Genomic DNA, 16278 nt, shown 5'->3' with positions numbered 1-16278 from the left:
GGTGGTAGCATGGGGGGCGGGGGATAGGTCGTCGGTGTTGGTTTCCCCTGGAACTTTAAAGACAGTGACGGTAATGGTTTTGGGGAGTTGCGGACGTCCGATAAACCAGTCTGCTTCTGCCCAAGCGTCAATGACTTGTTTAGCAAAAGGATTAACTTCCGATAAATGCAGAACATCGTTGAAGGCGTCGAAGACTAACAACGTCTTACTGAGGGCATTAGCAGCAGCCGAAGCAATACTTTCATCCCGAACTTGGAGTAAGTCTATCAGGGATTGGACGTTATAGCCTCCCACCATTGTACCCAAAAGAGAAACGGCGCCTTGATGGGAAATCAGGGGGCTGGTAATTTCGTCTTTGGCAATAGCGGTTAAAAAGGCGGCTTTAACATAGGCGGCTTCATCGACACCGGGAGGGATACGGTCTCTGAGCAATGTCATCAAAAATTCTTTCTCTTCCTCTGGCGGGTTTTTCAAGAGTTCGCAGAGTTCCGAGGTTTGTTCGGCGTTGAGGGGTAGGGGGGGAATGCCTAATTTAGCGCGTTCTTCAGCGTGTTGACGATATGCTTCTAGCATAGGTTAGGGTGTTCTCCTATAATACCTTGATTTTAGTTATTGTATTGTAATAGGAAGTTTACGGGAGTTCCTGGTAAACGAATTGGTGAGGAAAGATAAGTTATGGATTATGATCTTCAGTAGATAGAGTTATTTGAGGGAAGTTACTATGGTGACAAAAAAAATGATTCAAGAAAAAATAGCGGATTTAACAGAAGAACAACTTAATCAAGTTTATGACATGATTGAACAATTAAGTAGTTCAGAAAGTACGGTTAAAAAAACCAGTTTAATGTCTGAATTAAAAAAAATATCTATTGAGGCTCCCGAAGATTTCTCGGTTAAAATTGCCATGAGTTTAGGGAGAGATGTGAGTGAGGACTAAAATTTTTGTTGATACTCTTTTTCTGGTTGCTTTAATTAATAAACGGGATCAATATCATCAAAAAGCATTAGCATTAGCTCAACAATTTGAAAACTATCCTTTAATTACTACTGATGCGATTTTTTTAGAGGTTGGTAATGCTTTATCAAGTCATTATAAAAATGAAGCCGTTGAACTAATAGAAAAATTTTTAGTGTCTGATGACGTTGAAGTGATCCGTTTAAATCCTGATTTATTTGAAAAAGCATTAAGTTTATATAAAAAACATCAAGACAAATCTTGGGGTTTAGTTGATTGTGTTTCTTTTGTAGTGATGCAAGAAAATCAGGTAACTCAAGCTTTAACCTTTGATCAACATTTTGTACAAGCTGGTTTTCAGGCGTTGATGAGACAAGAGAAAAGTTGATTTTATATATATCATAAAAATAGAGATGAATATGACCAATATCACGTTATCCCAAGAACTAAACCCAGTACAGAATAATTGGCAGTTCACTGAAGTTTGGATTGACCCAATGTTAACACATCCTTTTTCATAAATTGGTGAAACTTGTTGAATTATGATAAATTTGATAAATTAGACACTGAGTATGTTAGCTTACAATTGAAATTGTTATGAGAGTTACTATTAAACGAATTTACGGGAAAGATAGGAGAACAAATTAATGGTTTGGCACATGAGTACGGGAGATCGAGTTCTTGATCAAGTTGAAGCAAAATTTTATTTAACAATTTTGCAGGATTCTTTTATATCAACTCTTGTCTATAATAATTGGGAATATAATATAAAAGAATTTGAACTTTGGGTATCTACAGGTAATGGTTTTTTGGATCGCGCAAGTTTTAATCAGCAAATTTTCTTGATTAATTTTTGCTTAAAAGCTTTGTTAAAGCAGGATGTACCCATGCCTGAACTCGATCATCTTTTAGAAGCATCGGCATTTTATCCGTTTGCATATCTACAACAAATGATTAATGAAGAAATCGATAATCAACTACATTGGCAAAATCAAGAAAATAAAAATCAAGAAGATGAATACACTTATTTTTATCGTAAAATAGCTTGGGATGCTGTTGAAGATATAATGCCAGATTTACTTGACTGTCAAGATGAGGAAGAAGATACTACTTTATTTAAGTCATTTTATGAAGAAAAATATAGATCACAAGATATGAGGGATTGGGAATTTGTCATAGACTCTTTAGCTGATATAATTTTTTGGGATAGAGATTGGTTTTTTGTATCTACAGAACCGGAATTACTTGATGGTATGGAGCCAGCTTTAGCAAGTTCTATGGGGATTACCGAAAATTATTTTACTAATCGATTGCCAAAAGTTACCGATCAAAAAGCGATACAATCTTTGAAAGAAATTATGGAATGGGAACTATAGTATTTTTAAGGGGACTGGTGATTTCGTCTTTAGCGATCGCAGTTAAAAAGGCAGCTTTGATGTATGCGGCTTCATCGACACCGGGAGGGATACGGTCTCTCAGCAGAGTCATCAAAAATTCTTTCTCTTCCTCTGGCGGGTTTTTCAAGAGTTCGCAGAGTTCCGAGGTTTGTTGGGCGTTGAGGGGGAGGGGGGGAATGCCTAATTGAGCGCGTTCTTCAGCGTGTTGACGATATGCTTCTAGCATAGGTTCGGGTGTTCTCCTAAGACAATGTTCTAGCTATTATCGTTAGTTTATCGCTATTAGGGGGGTGAGAGTGTTCTGGGATAACGGTTTTTGTCTTCAATGAGGATAGAGGAATAATCAGAGACTCAACTCCCTTGAGAAAGACCAGCTATCTCTTCTTGATCTGATCTATAATTGTGATGGGGAAGATACTTAAACCCGTTGATGTTTGTTATTCTATTATTGACTAACCTATGGCTATCATTATACCTTCATCAATTCCAGCTAAAGCCAGTCAAGGAGAAAAAAGACTTTTTGACATACTTGCCGAAAAACTACCTGAGAATTTTTATATCAGGTATGAACCTGCAATTAATAATAAGCGCTATCCAGACTTTATTATTTTATCCCCTGATTTTGGTTTGCTAGTTATTGAAGTCAAGGGTTGGTATCCCAATAATATTCTTGAATTCAATTCTGATCGATTTAAAATTAAATCTGAACAAGAAGATTATACGGCTGAACAAAATCACAAGTCTCCTTTACGTCAAGCCAGAGATTATGCAATTTTATTACTCAATGATCTTCAAAAATCTAGGATTTTAACACAACCAGTAGGTGATTATCAAGGAAAATTAGCCTTCCCGATAGGATGGGGAGTGTTGATGTCTAATATTACTGATGAACAAGCTAATAAAATTGATCTTAATTCTGTATTACCGTTTGATCAAGTTGCTTATCGAAATGAATTATTAGATTGGGAAAAAGCAGATTTTACTGGGGAAAATTTGCTCAACCGCTTCAGACAAATGTTTGCCGTTACCTTTCCTTTCCCAGCTTTAACCCCAGATCAAATTAGCACAATTAAAGGCATCATTTCCCCAGAGTTTGTAATTCGGACTGAACCCGCTAATATTAATAGCGTACCTCCTCAGTTTCCTCTAATTCCTAGTGACATCATATTACAAACACTAGATGCTAGGCAAGAAACTTTAGCCAGAAGCATTGGTGAAGGACATCGCATCTTTTTTGGGGTTGCAGGTTCAGGAAAAACCCTCTTATTAATAGCCCGTGCCAAAATGTTAATTAAAGAGAATCCTAACGCTAAAATTTTAGTTCTTTGTTTTAATGTTAGTTTGGCTGCTTATTTAAGATCAATTCTCCATGAGGATGTTAATCATCCTCAATATCAAAAAATACAAGTTAATAATTTTGATCGCTGGGCAAAGTTTATTTTAGGAAAGTTACCCGCTAAAGTCGAAGGAAATCGAGATGAATATACCGCTAAGTTAGTTTTAGATAAACTAGAGTCTTATAGTTCTGAGCAAAAATGGGATGCTATTCTCATTGATGAAGCTCATACCTTTGTTCCGAGTTGGTTTAAATGCTGTATCAAAGCATTAAAGGATAGTGAAAACGGCGATTTAATGATTGTTGCTGATGGAGGTCAAAATCTTTACAAGCGTTCTGATTTTAAATGGAAAGATGTTGGAATCAAAGCTCAAGGACGAACAATTAGCAAAAAATTTGATTTGGATAAAAACTATCGAAATACCCAGGAAGTCATGACCGCAGCTTGGTGGCTATTGAATGAAGCGAGAGATAAACATGAACTGTTAGAAGACGATGAAATAACTTTTCCAATTGTTCAACCTTCTGCTGCTCTTCGTTGTGGTTCTCGTCCGCAAATTTATGTCACATCTACACCAGAAAAACAAATAGAAACGGTGATTAAAACTGTGCAGGAGTTAATTAAAAAAGGCTTTGCTAAAACTGAAATAGCCATTTTTTATAAACAAGTTAATCAGCCTTATTTAAGTCGTCTAATTTATCAATTAAATCAGTTAGGAATAGAGACTTATTGGATCACAGAAAATGATAAAACTAAAGCCAATTATAGACAATCTCAACCCGGAGTTAGAATGATTACTTGTCTTTCTTCCTTGGGATTAGAATTTAAAAATGTCTTAATTCTCTGGTTAGAACAGTTTGATGATTGCATCAAGAGAACACCAGACTCCCTGCGGAAGACTAAAGAATTATATGTTGCCATGACTAGAACTCAAGAAAATCTGTTTATTTTTTCATCTCAACAAGCTAAACTGTTGCCTAAATTGAAAGAAAGTCATCATTTTGACCTGATGATTTCAGAGTGATTTACTCAGAATAACAAGGTAGAAAAATAATTATTTTTCTACCTTTATATTGACGGCTTTGAAGGATAACTTATTTTTAGAATTATCCCAACTTTCTTCGAGAGCAAAATCAACGTTTAGTTTTTCTTTTCTGAGAAAGTTTGGCAATTCTTTTTGTAAAAAAAATACTCTCTCGCCATCTTCAGAACGAATCCACCCATAGGGTTTATCCTGTTGAATCGATTCAATGTATCCTTTTTTACGAGGCAAACCTTGATAACTTTCTTTTAGCCAATATTTACGACAGATTGTTCGCAGATCACTAAATTCACCACAGTCTTCTAACCTTTCCATATTTTGTTCTGAAAAAGCTTGATCAATATCTAACTCTAATTGTTCTAAATTAGCTTTAATTCGCCAGTTTTGTTGTTGACGAATTGATTTGCAAAGTTGAATATGTCTCGCCGCCATCTCTAATTTATTCATCAATAATCCGATCTTGGCTATTTCTTGGTATAAAGTTATTTTAATGTGATCTTCCCCATGTGCTAAAGCTGCTTTACAGGCAAATCTTAAAGCTAATTCTAATTGATTAGTGTTTTGATATAAATCAGATAAATCTTGAAAAACATACCATTCTTCTCGGTATTTCAGGATTAATTGTTTAAATTCTTCAATCGCATCCTGATTTTTTCCCAAACTCTTTAACCCTAAAGCTGCCCATCGGGGAAAATTGATTTCTTTAGGATAAATTTTTGCTGCTTCTAATGCAAAGCGACGAGCTTGATGCCAAGATTCTAGTTCAATTAAACTTTTAACTTTAGCAAAATACCATTTCTCTTTATTTGACTTACTTTTTCGATCACCAATAAGCGGTTGCTTATCACTAATTATTTCAGGATTAATTTGATCACACCAATCCGATACCGTTTGCCACTGTTCTTGTTGTTTAGCAATTTTAATAACACCTAAAACTGTTGCTTCTAAAGCCATTTTTTCTGGCTTATTTTCCAATATAGTCTCAGCGATTTGTATAACTTTGGATAGATTTTCTTCCTCCTGTGCTATTTTTAATAAATCATAATGCGCCCAAATTAACTCTCGTTGAATATAAGTATTATTCTCAAATTGCAAACCAGCTTTTTTACCTTGTTGAATCGCCGGTTGAGGATAGCCAGCTTTGCGTAAACAGTACAAGTATTGACTGGCAGCATAGCTATTATCTCCTTGCTCCCACACTTGCCGAAATATTTTTCCGGCTTCAGCGTATTTTTTTTGTTCTAATAAACTCTTTGCCGTTTCTATATCTTGATCAAACATTTTGACAATTTTCTTAACGATTAAACAATAGAGTTACGATTCTATCATAATAATATGCCCATATAATCATAATTTTGATTTTCTGGTTGGAAGTTCTTTCGATGCCTACAGTTGGGCTATTTTTGGGCTTTGGGAAGTAGGACGTTTTCAACGTTAATGGTTTTTGGGATAGGGGTAGGGGGGGAATGCCGAGTTTTGCACGTTCTTCGGCGTGTTGACGATATGCTTCTAGCATAGGTTCGGGTGTTCTCCGATAATATCTTGTTTTCTGTTATTGTATTGTAAAGGAACTATTACAATAGTTACTGGTAAACGGATTGATGAGAAAAGATAAGTTAGGGACTATGATGTTGAATAGAATAATTATTGCACATAGGTTATATGATTATACAACAAATAAGTCAATAGTTTATTCAAAAAAGGAATTCTAATTTATGAATTTAACACAAGAAAAAATTAAAGCAATGATTCTACAGCTTCCCGTAGATGAGATTAAACAATTAATTGAAGAAATTACAGAAAGTCTGGAAATAAAAGAGTTTATGAGACTAGCAGAAACAGGCTTTAACGAGTGGAATGATCCAGAGGAAGATATTTATAATAATGAAACCGAAAATTAATGAGATTTGGTTAGTTTCTTTTCCGTTTAGTGATTTAAAAAACAATAAACTCAGGCCTGCTTTAGTTATTGCTATTCATCGAGAAGAAGTAATTATTTTAGGCATTTTCTCAAAAATACCTGATGATAATTTACGAGAAACTTGGGTTTTGGTTTCTGATCAAGATAGCGAATTTCAGCTAACTGGGCTTAAAAAAAGTTCATTGATTAGGGCTGATAAAATAGCAACTGTAAATCAAGCTGTCTTTCAAAAAAAATTAGGTATTTTATCATCAGAATTGATTGAAAAAGTAAATTTAGCTCTGAAAATATCTCTTAATTTATGAAGACAGCAAATATCACATGAACCCCAGAATAAAACCCAGTACAGAATAATTGGTAATTTACAGAGGTTGGGATTGACCCGATATTAACAATGAAAATTTATAAGCTAGATAATTTGCCATCCAAAGAAGAATATATTCAAGGATTTAAGGATATAAAAGAACGCATAAGTAAGAATCAATTGTGTTTACTACAAAAGCAATATTATTCACCTAATAAAATAGTTACAGCAACACAACTTGCAGAATTAGCAGAGATTAAGGGCGGTCGCCCAGTTGTTAATTCTCTTTATGGTCGTTTGGGGCATTCATTATCAGATGCAATGGGATTAAAACCTAATCAAAGTAAATCAGGGGATTATAGTTGGTGGAGTATTTTATCCAGTGGTTATGTCAATAAAAATAATTTTTACTGGCAAATGTATGAAGAAGTTGCTCTAGCTTTAGAAGCATTAGGTTGGGTTAATGACAAATCAAATATTAATCATTTACAACAATTATGTGATCATATTTTGGCTCAAATAGAATTTGATATAGATGATCGAAGTTTACCTGATGGTAGAAGATGGGGACAATTTAAAATAGGATGGCAAAATGCTGCTTTAAAGAATTATAATTCAGGTATTCTCAAAAAACTGACATGGAATAATCTAGGTTATCGTTTTGGTAAAAATTTAGGAACTCAATCAGAATCAGAAATGAGACAATTTTATGATTATTTAGCTAATATATATATTACTAAAAACCAAGATAGTTTTCTTGATATTCCAGAACCTTATATGGAAAATACAAGTTATTTTGAACACAAAATTAATAGTTTATTAGGATATCAAAATAATGTTATAAAAATATTAGTTGATATAATACAATATTGTCATAATATTAGCCCTGATAAGTGGGCAATTTATTATAAATCTGATCAATATAAAATTAGGCTTATTGTGGGAAATTTAATTGTCTTAACTATTGAAGAACAAGGAATTTGGTTGGCACTAGATCATGAAATATTAGAAGAAAATAAAGAATATCAAGATTATTTGGAAAAAACTGATACTTGGACATGGGATAATCATGATTATCCAAGTTATAGCCAAGTTCCTTCAAGAAATGGATATTATAATCCCTCCCAAAATTATGACTATATTAAAGATTGGAATATTATTAAAAATTGTCATTTTTCCTATATTAAAAAAGCCTGTGCTAAATATAGTAAAATCAATCAAAAATCCAAGTTAAATCACCAACCTGAAATTATTAAATACTTATGCAATTGTTTAAAAACATTTGTTCCACAACCAGACTATTATCTAAATAACTCTTTTTTTACATTTCCAGAAGAGTTATCAGATGAAACTGAAATCATAAATCTTTATGAAGGTGCTAAACAAAGTATAACTGTAAATCGTTATGAAAGAAATAATCAAGCTCGTAAAAAATGTATTGAATATTATGGAACAGGTTGTTATGTTTGTGGATTTAATTTTGAGAAAATTTTTGGAGAAATAGGACAAGGTTTTATTCATGTTCATCATTTAATACCTTTATCGGAAATTAATCAAGAATATGAAGTTGATCCGATTAAAGATTTACGTCCAGTTTGTCCTAATTGTCATGCAATGATACATAGAAAAAACCCTCCTTTTAGTATAGAAGAAATTAAAAATTTACTAAAACATGATAAACAATGTCTTGATTAACGCTTAAATACCCAATAACCCATTTTCATAAATTGCTGACAAATGTTGAATCATAATAAATTAGGCTTTGGGTTAAAGGAATGAATTCTTATTATAACCTAATCAATAAGATTTAGTGAACAGTGCGATCGCTCGTTATAGGGGAAGTTGAGGGGCGATCGCTTTTTGGTCGGGTTTGAGATGCGACATAGGAGAAAAATGCGATCGCTCAGAAACCCGGTTTCTGTAAGTCGATTAAAGATTGGACGTTATAGCCTCCTATCATTGTCCCCAATAACGAATTGGTGAGAAAATAGCACAAATCGGTGATTATAGATTATGATCATAGTAGTTCACTTTTGATATTGAGGATATTACTAATGATTAAAGTTAATGAAACTGCTAACCTTAATGATCTTTTGGAATTGGTAAAAAAAGCTGAAACTGAAGGGGAAAGAATTATTATTGAGAGGGAAGGAAAAGGGAAAGTAGCTATTATTAATTATGCTGATTTAAAATTGCTAGAAAATTTAGAAGAAGCTAGAGATTCCGAATTATTACGTCAAGCGATAGCTGAAAGTAATGGCAAATTTTATACTCTTGATCAAGTTTTAGCAGAAAGAGGTTTAACTTTAGAAGATATTGTGAGCGAGGAAGATGAGTAAAGAATATTTGTTGTTAGTGGAGAAATCAGTTTTAAAAACTTTAAATGATCTTCCTTTGAAACATTATAAGCAAGTGACAATGAAATTATTTTCACTGCAAACAAATCCTTTTCCTCAAGATTATAAAAAATTAAAAGGTTTTGAGGAAAGTTATCGAGTAGATCAAGGAGAATATCGAATTTTATACATTATTGATGATGATAAAATTAAGGTGTTTAAAATTGGTAAACGTAATGATGATGAAGTTTATCAAAATTTATAAGAGTAATGAGACAAGTATTACTTTATACCGATGAAGACGGATATTGGATCGCCGAATGTCCTAGTTTAAAAGGTTGTATTTCCCAAGGCGAAACTAAAGCAATTGCTTTACAAAATATTAAAGAAGCAATTAATGGTTATATTAAAGCATTGGAAGAAGATAATTTACCAATTCCCGAAGAAAAATTTGATGCTTTATTAGTTGTTTTATGAGTAAAATTCCCAATATTTTAGGAAAACAATGTATTAAAGCTTTAGCTAAAATTGGTCATTATCAAAAATGTCAACAAGGAAGTCATATTATTTTAAGAAAAGACACACCTTTTTCTCAGGTTACTGTACCCAATCATCAAAATATAGCTAAAGGAACATTAAGATCAATTATTAAAAGTATAGGTTTAACGGTAGATCAATTTATTGAATTGTTATAAGGCGATCGCTTTTTGGTGGGGTTTGAGATGCGACATAGGGGAAAAATGCGATCGCTTCTTAGAAACCGGGTTTCTATTCTTCACGATAGCCAATTTGTCTTTTATTTTCTAATATTGCTCCTTTTTCCAACCATTTGATAGATTCAGATTCTTTGTCAGGATTTAACCATAGGATCACTTTAATTTCAGGGAGATTTTCAGAAACTTCGGCTAAATAATCTCTAACTTTGTCGTCTAATGATATAATAATTTTATCTGTAGCGATCGCTGCTTCTACAAGACAAATATCTTTCCAAATCGCTTCTCTGGTTTTGTGCGTGATATCTAAATTTTCAAGTTTATTCCTTAATTCACTTAACGTTACATTTTCACAATATTTATACTTTTTTCTGGCTATCATACTAACTCGCCATTTTCTAGCAAATGTTGATTGATGTTTATTCCATTCGACTTTTAATTCATCCGTCATTACCATAGAATGGCATATTTCTAACACAGCGTTTAAAAAATCACGACAATGTTTTGAAGTTGGATGTTTAGCATCTTCTCCGCCACAAGAACGAGCAACAGAAGCATCAATGACTAAATATTTTGATTGTTTATTCTTCATTAAAGCGAGTTTGATTCATTCATGAGTTTTAATTCGGCTGCATCTAAATAGCGACTTTCTTCTTGTAAATCAACTTCGCTAAAATCCTCTGGCCAATCTCCAAACGTCCCTGCTTCATCTAAATCAGCCGTTGTTATATTTGTACAACCTTCTTGATCACGAGTAAACCAATGTAACTTAATTTTATCAGGTTTAATTTTGTCTTCTGCCACTAAGGATTGAATTCGTTTTAAAATCAAGTCACTATGAGTTTCTATCACAACTCTTACCCCTCTATTCGCCGATTCTACTAATATATCAGCTAAGGCGGCTTGAGCGCGAGGATGTAAATGTATTTCTGGTTGTTCTAGGTAAACTAATTGTTCAGGTTCAGCAACTAATAAAGCAACTAAAGCAGGTAAAGTTTGAGAAACACCAAAACCTACATCAGCAATGCTAACCATCTCTGTAGATTTAGTTTTAGGATTAAAATTACAAGGGAGTCGAGCCACTCTAATTTCAACTTGAGTATCATTAATCTGTTTAGTGTCAACTTTACCTGTTAATCCTAAAATACTTAAATATCTAGCTAAGTCTTTAAGTTTAGAAGATTTCGTTGTTTGCCAATTATTAATTACACTAGCGACATAATTTTCAAAAGTACCAGGAAATTGTTGCCCAATTGCTGTTACTGGATAAGTCCGTTCTGGATTTCCCCTTAAGCCTGGTACATGAATAATACTACGAATAGATTGTTCAAATACTCCGGTTCTACTAGAGTTATAAATTATTGGTGACAGAGATTTTTTGTCATCATTTGCGATGACTTGAGTTTCTAAGAAACATCTAATTTGGGTGATTTCAATAAAAATATTGTTAAATAGATCAATGAATAAATTTTCATAGCTATCTAAAAATCCTTTGGGTAAAACATTCTTACGCTCTTCCTGGGTCATATCTTTTCGTAAAATTGTTTCTGGCTCACCTTTTTCTTGATAAACCATTTGTTTTAGATCAATGCCTTTACTTGTTTTGTAAAATTCAAATCTGATTGAACTAGATTGATTAATTTCAGTTTCAACGAAAAAATCTTTATATCTTTTAGTAGAAGATAGTTTAGAAAAAAATTGCTCTGTAGATGTAAATCTTACATTAGAGCCATTTAACAATAAAGCCCCTGGATCATAAGTTGCTTCCAAAGTTTGTTTGAGCAGGAGCAAGGGCTGCATAATACTAGATTTACCTGAACTATTGGCTCCTGAAAGTATCGTTAAATTTTGAATTTCTATAGAGCATGGATTGGCAATAGATTTATAACCACCAACAGATATTTTAGTAATTCCTTCAAATTTTTCATTTTTTGATTTTGTAGAATTAGTCATTTTAACTGATTTAGCCATAAGTTACTTTTAATTTTAAAATAATGCAAATATTGTATCACAAATTTTAATTTTTTAACCCATAATAAATTATTCTGTATCAATACGCTCCCAGATTTTTTCTAAAGGAATTATTTGTCCTGTTTTCATTTCATGTAACGCTCGTCTTAAACTGGCTTTAATTTCTTCTACAGGGGTATCATCAGGATCAGATTCAGATTCATCCTGTGGAGAAACTAAAACAATCACTTTCACCCGACTCGGTGTATTAATATCAAGGTGATGATCTAAAATTAATTGCCCGTTTTCATCAACAGTTCCCATAACTTCAAATGCTTGCATGATTGAATCTCCTGAACGAGTTAACCCTATTTAATTATAGCAGATTTTATTAAATTAGGATAGACTATAAAGCGCGATCGCTGTCTAAAAATAAAACGTTAAATAGATATTAATTCCTACTCTCACCCTGATGCTTTAAAATCCATTAACCTTGTTGTTCAACGGATGATTAACGGCTTTCCTTGGGTTAGAATCAGATTTAAAATAATGAACGGAAGGAGGAGCATTGTGTTGAAACTGTTACGAATCCTAATTCAGATTATTCAACCCTTTTTAGTGCCCATTTGCTTTGTTTTGGCTTGGGGATTTGTGATTTTGATAGTTTGGAGTATCGGTGCTGCGATGCGGGATACGGTGCGACGGGCCAAGCAAATGCACCAAATCCCCTGTGCGAATTGTATTTTCTTTACAGGAAACTATTACCTCAAATGTCCAGTCCAACCTAAAATCGCCTTATCTGAAGCCGCAATCAATTGTCCAGACTATAGCAGTCGAAATCAGACATTGACGCTATGATTGGCAATAAAGATCAAAAAATTCCTAACCCAGCTAGAACAATGGTAATTTCAGACGGATCAGGATGGGTTACGCTTTGGAATTTGTCACCTAGAATAGAAAAGTAAGTTTAAGGGTTGCTGAGATTCAACCTTTGGAGCGACTGACGGGTGTAATATATTATGGGTCAAAAGCTCAGACAATCCAGGGAACTACAGCGAGGAGTGCTAATTGCTATAGTCGGTGTGATAGCAGTGGGACTTATTGCTTATTTTGCTCACAGTTTTCCAGTCTTCACAGCATTCATACCGATTGTTTCGGTGTTAGTGGCTTTGTTTAGTTCTGTAATGGCGTTGATTTATTATCAAAATTTGCAACAATTCAAGCTGGAAAAAGTTGCTTTAGAGGCGTTATTACAAACCACGAAAGAAAAGTTTCAGGTTGAAAAAGCAGATCTCGAACAAAAACTTAAAATAACCTGGGACAAATATCGTTCTGTTGAAGCTAAAAATAAAGTTTTGCAGGAGATGAATCATCGAAAGGATGAGTTTTTGAGGCAAACTTCCCATGAGTTAAGAACGCCGATGAATGGGATTATTGGTTCCTTACAATTGTTATTAGATGATTTATGTGATGATCGAGATGAAGAACGAGAGCTTTTAGAACAAGCTCATGATTCTTCTCTACATCTTTTAACATTAATCAATCAAGTTTTAGACTTAGCTCGAATTGAAGAAGGTCGAGTTTCCTTTGATATTAAAACGATTGATTTACACGCCAGTTTAACAGCAGCAATTTATCTACAATTTTCTAATATTCGTCAGAAGGGATTACGCCTTTATAAACAAGACTATTCTCACCGAATTAAAGTTAAAGCAGACCCGACAAAACTTAAACAAGTTTTAATTAATATTATTGGGAATGCTATTAAGTTTACAGATCGAGGGAGTATTTCGATTAGCACGGAAGTTCGCTCTATTGTTCAGAATGACACTCAAGACAGTGAAGAAATGGCAGTCATTACAGTTAAAGATACTGGAATTGGAATTTCCCCTCAAATTCAAGAAAAACTATTTCAACCCTTTGTCGTTGAAGATGAATCCCGACTCCATGCTTTAGGAAGTACGGGACTAGGATTAGTCATTTCCAGAAATTTAGTAGAAATGATGGGAGGTAAAATCCAATTAGTCAGTCCCGGAAAAAATCAAGGAACTATCGTTGAGATCTTTTTACCCTTAAGTGATGGAGAAACCAATAGTTCAGATTTTACCGATTAACTAACCTAAAGAAGTTGGTAAAAATAGGAACGAAGAAGTTAATAATTGCTGGGGTTCAATATTTTCTAAAAATCCGATAATTTGACCCGTCGCTTGAACTTCAATTAAGGTTCCCCCACCGAGGGTACGTTCAATACTAGGGAATATTCCTGGGACAGCTTCAGGGGTAATTGAAACTAAACTGAGTTGAGCAAAGGAAGGAACACCACTGACGACAATCACGTCTTCTCCGGGGGTAAAATCTGTAATCACATCCGCATTTTCGGGAATAAAATTCGAGGCTGAACTCGTACTATCTGACTCAATTAAACGAACAGCAAAGTGATCAATTCCAAATCCTCCTGTTAATTGATTTACCCCTTTATCGCCAGCCAAGGAATCATTTCCGGCTGAACCCAAAAGAGTATCATTTCCCTGTCCTCCAAAAACCGAATCATCTCCATTTCCCCCATTAATATAATCTGCATCTATATTTCCTTGAATAATATCATTACCATTTAAACCAATTAAAGAGTCATTTCCTTTCCCTCCAAATAAACTATCATCCCCTGCACCTCCTGATAAGGTATCCGCACCTTCTAAGCCATAAATTATAAAGTCAAAGGGGGCTAGAAATGGAGAAACTTCAATATAATCAGGGTTAGTTGTTCCAATATATTCCCCCTTTCTATTAGCATCTTTATTCGTAATTGTAATAATATTAACTCCTACTAAGGAGGTTGTACTACCTGTGGACATTGCAACAGGTTCAGGAGTAGATGGGGATGAAAAATTCGGTTGCAGGGTCATAAATCCAATCTCCGTAAAAGATCAAGGCGAAAGAAATTGCTCTGTTTAAAAAGTACAAATTATCCTACTACAAAAAAAGTAAAAATAGCAATAACCTGCCTATTTCAAAACTGACTATTGAGATCGAGTATAGGATATGGGCTGTAGGAAATTAAGCTGGATCAAATTTAGACCCTGAACAGCTTAACTTAATTTTTGTGTAAACTGTTGCATAAATTGGTCTAACTCATCAATTCTATTTTGCTTTTCCTGTTCCCCTAAAAATGACGCTAAAAAAGAATTTTTAGCTAATTGATAAATCTCTTGGAAACTGAAGTTTAAAGCGGATTGAGTTTCGATAAAATTCTCCAGAATATAGCCCCCAAAATAAGCCGGATCATCAGAATTAACCGTAACACATAATCCTAAAGCCAGAAGAGTCTTAAGATTATGATGTTGTAAAGTTGGAAAAACCTTTAACTTCACGTTCGATAAGGGACAAACGGTTAAAGGTATCTGTTTTTCCTTTAAATATTCTACTAAATTCTGATCTTCAATACAGCGAACCCCATGATCAATTCGAGAAACTTTTAATCCATTAATCGCTTGCCAAATATATTCTGGTGGCCCCTCTTCTCCCGCATGAGCAACGGTTAAAAAGCCTAAATTTCTAGCGACTTCAAAAACTGTTTTAAACAGTGAGGGAGGATAACCTTTTTCAGAAGAATCTAATCCTACTGCTATAATTTGATCTCGATACGGAATCGCTTGTTTTAAGATTTCCATCGCAGATTCGGGACTTAAATGGCGCAAAAAACATAACATTAACCGAGACGAAATACCTAATTTTTTCTGTCCTGCTTGTAAGGCTTGATCAATACCTGACAGTACAACTTCAAAGGGAATTCCGCGTTGTGTATGGGTTTGAGGATCAAAAAATATTTCAGTATGTCGGACATTTTGACAAGCTACTTTTTCCAAATAAGCCCAAGTTAAATCATAAAAATCTTGCTCTGTCAATAATACCCTAGAACCCAAATAATATAAATCCAGAAAAGATTGTAGATCTTTAAACTGATAGGCTTGTTGAATTTCCTCCACCGAAGCAAAGGGTAATTTAATCTGATTTCGTTCAGCAAAATTCAACATAAATTCCGGTTCTAACGACCCTTCAATATGAATATGTAATTCGGCTTTAGGAATCTGTTGAATAAACTCAGTAATCATGTCTACTTTCCCTATGGTTTCAGTAAAAATCGACAGTATTTTTCCACCCTATTCCTGTTTTTTCTCTTGTTAAGTCAGATCAAGGCAAAATTAAACAGAAAACGCGGAGGGGTTTAAAAGCTGTAATATCCTTGATGGATTGATCCTATCCTAAATCCTGGGCGATCTCGACGAGAAAATGAAAATTTTTAGCTATTTACTTTTATAATTCTGC

Annotated in this window: 19 protein-coding genes and 2 pseudogenes; 13 read left to right on the top strand and 8 right to left on the bottom strand. The window is 34.0% G+C overall.

Annotated features, from left to right (window positions below; all coding sequences use genetic code 11):
• Window positions 1-573 (bottom strand): annotated as a pseudogene (locus IQ236_RS10915) (bifunctional aconitate hydratase 2/2-methylisocitrate dehydratase); the annotation flags it as partial.
• Between the two features lie 148 nt (window positions 574-721).
• Between IQ236_RS10915 and IQ236_RS10910 the strand changes: the two are divergent.
• The 3 genes from IQ236_RS10910 (at window position 722) to IQ236_RS10900 (ending at window position 2331) form a co-directional block, all read left to right on the top strand.
• A complete protein-coding gene (locus IQ236_RS10910) occupies window positions 722-937 on the top strand; it encodes a hypothetical protein (RefSeq protein ID WP_193869272.1) in 216 nt (71 codons plus the stop codon).
• Window positions 927-1343, top strand: coding sequence for a type II toxin-antitoxin system VapC family toxin (locus IQ236_RS10905; protein ID WP_193869271.1), 417 nt, complete (start codon window positions 927-929; stop codon window positions 1341-1343). The genes IQ236_RS10910 and IQ236_RS10905 overlap by 11 nt, the downstream gene beginning before the upstream one ends.
• 259 nt (window positions 1344-1602) lie before the next feature.
• Complete coding sequence (locus IQ236_RS10900) at window positions 1603-2331, top strand: hypothetical protein (RefSeq protein WP_193869270.1); 729 nt, start codon at window positions 1603-1605, stop codon at window positions 2329-2331.
• Between the two features lie 7 nt (window positions 2332-2338).
• Here the strand turns inward: IQ236_RS10900 and IQ236_RS10895 are convergent.
• A pseudogene (locus IQ236_RS10895) lies at window positions 2339-2578 on the bottom strand (hypothetical protein); the annotation flags it as partial.
• Window positions 2579-2811: 233 nt separating this feature from the next.
• On the opposite strand from IQ236_RS10895, the gene IQ236_RS10890 reads away from it, so the two are divergent.
• Window positions 2812-4713: a nuclease-related domain-containing DEAD/DEAH box helicase gene (locus IQ236_RS10890; RefSeq protein ID WP_193869269.1), complete on the top strand. Its 1902-nt coding sequence runs from the start codon at window positions 2812-2814 to the stop codon at window positions 4711-4713.
• Between the two features lie 30 nt (window positions 4714-4743).
• Here the strand turns inward: IQ236_RS10890 and IQ236_RS10885 are convergent, their stop codons facing one another.
• Entirely contained in the window at window positions 4744-6012 is a 1269-nt protein-coding gene (locus IQ236_RS10885; protein ID WP_193869268.1) for a tetratricopeptide repeat protein, read from the bottom strand.
• Between the two features lie 434 nt (window positions 6013-6446).
• Here IQ236_RS10885 and IQ236_RS10880 point away from each other — a divergent pair, with 434 nt between their 5' ends.
• The 7 genes from IQ236_RS10880 (at window position 6447) to IQ236_RS10850 (ending at window position 9987) form a co-directional block, all read left to right on the top strand.
• On the top strand, window positions 6447-6632 hold the full coding sequence (locus IQ236_RS10880; protein ID WP_193869267.1) for a hypothetical protein: 186 nt from the start codon (window positions 6447-6449) through the stop codon (window positions 6630-6632).
• Window positions 6616-6957 (top strand): type II toxin-antitoxin system PemK/MazF family toxin, encoded by a 342-nt coding sequence (locus tag IQ236_RS10875; protein ID WP_193869266.1) that lies wholly within the window; start codon window positions 6616-6618, stop codon window positions 6955-6957. Before IQ236_RS10880 ends, IQ236_RS10875 begins: the two co-directional genes overlap by 17 nt.
• 89 nt (window positions 6958-7046) lie before the next feature.
• Entirely contained in the window at window positions 7047-8651 is a 1605-nt protein-coding gene (locus tag IQ236_RS27715) for an HNH endonuclease (RefSeq protein WP_228041554.1), read from the top strand.
• A 359-nt stretch (window positions 8652-9010) separates the two neighbouring features.
• The gene (locus IQ236_RS10865) at window positions 9011-9295 is read left to right on the top strand and encodes a type II toxin-antitoxin system prevent-host-death family antitoxin (protein WP_193869265.1); all 285 of its coding nucleotides are present in this window, start codon (window positions 9011-9013) and stop codon (window positions 9293-9295) included.
• Window positions 9288-9557 (top strand): type II toxin-antitoxin system RelE family toxin, encoded by a 270-nt coding sequence (locus tag IQ236_RS10860; RefSeq protein WP_193869264.1) that lies wholly within the window; start codon window positions 9288-9290, stop codon window positions 9555-9557. Before IQ236_RS10865 ends, IQ236_RS10860 begins: the two co-directional genes overlap by 8 nt.
• A gap of 5 nt (window positions 9558-9562) precedes the next feature.
• Window positions 9563-9769, top strand: coding sequence for a type II toxin-antitoxin system HicB family antitoxin (locus IQ236_RS10855; RefSeq protein ID WP_193869263.1), 207 nt, complete (start codon window positions 9563-9565; stop codon window positions 9767-9769).
• Complete coding sequence (locus IQ236_RS10850) at window positions 9766-9987, top strand: type II toxin-antitoxin system HicA family toxin (RefSeq protein WP_193869262.1); 222 nt, start codon at window positions 9766-9768, stop codon at window positions 9985-9987. The genes IQ236_RS10855 and IQ236_RS10850 overlap by 4 nt, the downstream gene beginning before the upstream one ends.
• A gap of 73 nt (window positions 9988-10060) precedes the next feature.
• Here IQ236_RS10850 and IQ236_RS10845 read toward each other — a convergent pair whose 3' ends face one another.
• The 3 genes from IQ236_RS10845 to IQ236_RS10835 all read right to left on the bottom strand — a co-directional run bounded on the left by IQ236_RS10845 (window position 10061) and on the right by IQ236_RS10835 (window position 12297).
• Window positions 10061-10597, bottom strand: a complete 537-nt coding sequence (locus IQ236_RS10845) for a hypothetical protein (protein WP_193869261.1) — start codon at window positions 10595-10597, stop codon at window positions 10061-10063.
• On the bottom strand, window positions 10597-11976 hold the full coding sequence (locus IQ236_RS10840; protein WP_193869260.1) for an AAA family ATPase: 1380 nt from the start codon (window positions 11974-11976) through the stop codon (window positions 10597-10599). The genes IQ236_RS10845 and IQ236_RS10840 overlap by 1 nt, the downstream gene beginning before the upstream one ends.
• A 69-nt stretch (window positions 11977-12045) precedes the next feature.
• Window positions 12046-12297 (bottom strand): type II toxin-antitoxin system RelN family antitoxin, encoded by a 252-nt coding sequence (locus IQ236_RS10835; protein ID WP_193869259.1) that lies wholly within the window; start codon window positions 12295-12297, stop codon window positions 12046-12048.
• 228 nt (window positions 12298-12525) lie between these two features.
• Between IQ236_RS10835 and IQ236_RS10830 the strand changes: the two genes are divergently transcribed.
• Both IQ236_RS10830 and IQ236_RS10825 read left to right on the top strand, forming a co-directional pair.
• The gene (locus tag IQ236_RS10830) at window positions 12526-12813 is read left to right on the top strand and encodes a hypothetical protein (RefSeq protein ID WP_193869258.1); all 288 of its coding nucleotides are present in this window, start codon (window positions 12526-12528) and stop codon (window positions 12811-12813) included.
• 161 nt (window positions 12814-12974) lie between these two features.
• Entirely contained in the window at window positions 12975-14069 is a 1095-nt protein-coding gene (locus IQ236_RS10825) for a sensor histidine kinase (RefSeq protein WP_193869257.1), read from the top strand.
• Here the strand turns inward: IQ236_RS10825 and IQ236_RS28185 are convergent, their stop codons facing one another.
• Together IQ236_RS28185 and IQ236_RS10815 are read right to left on the bottom strand one after the other, a co-directional pair.
• Window positions 14070-14858, bottom strand: a complete 789-nt coding sequence (locus IQ236_RS28185) for a calcium-binding protein (protein WP_193869256.1) — start codon at window positions 14856-14858, stop codon at window positions 14070-14072.
• A gap of 183 nt (window positions 14859-15041) precedes the next feature.
• Entirely contained in the window at window positions 15042-16064 is a 1023-nt protein-coding gene (locus IQ236_RS10815; RefSeq protein WP_228041549.1) for an adenosine deaminase, read from the bottom strand.
• Window positions 16065-16278 lie beyond the last annotated feature (214 nt).

The sequence above is a fragment of the Planktothrix mougeotii LEGE 06226 genome (assembly GCF_015207485.1).
GTDB lineage: Bacteria > Cyanobacteriota > Cyanobacteriia > Cyanobacteriales > Microcoleaceae > Planktothrix.
This window is presented reverse-complemented; position numbering and strand designations above follow the sequence as displayed.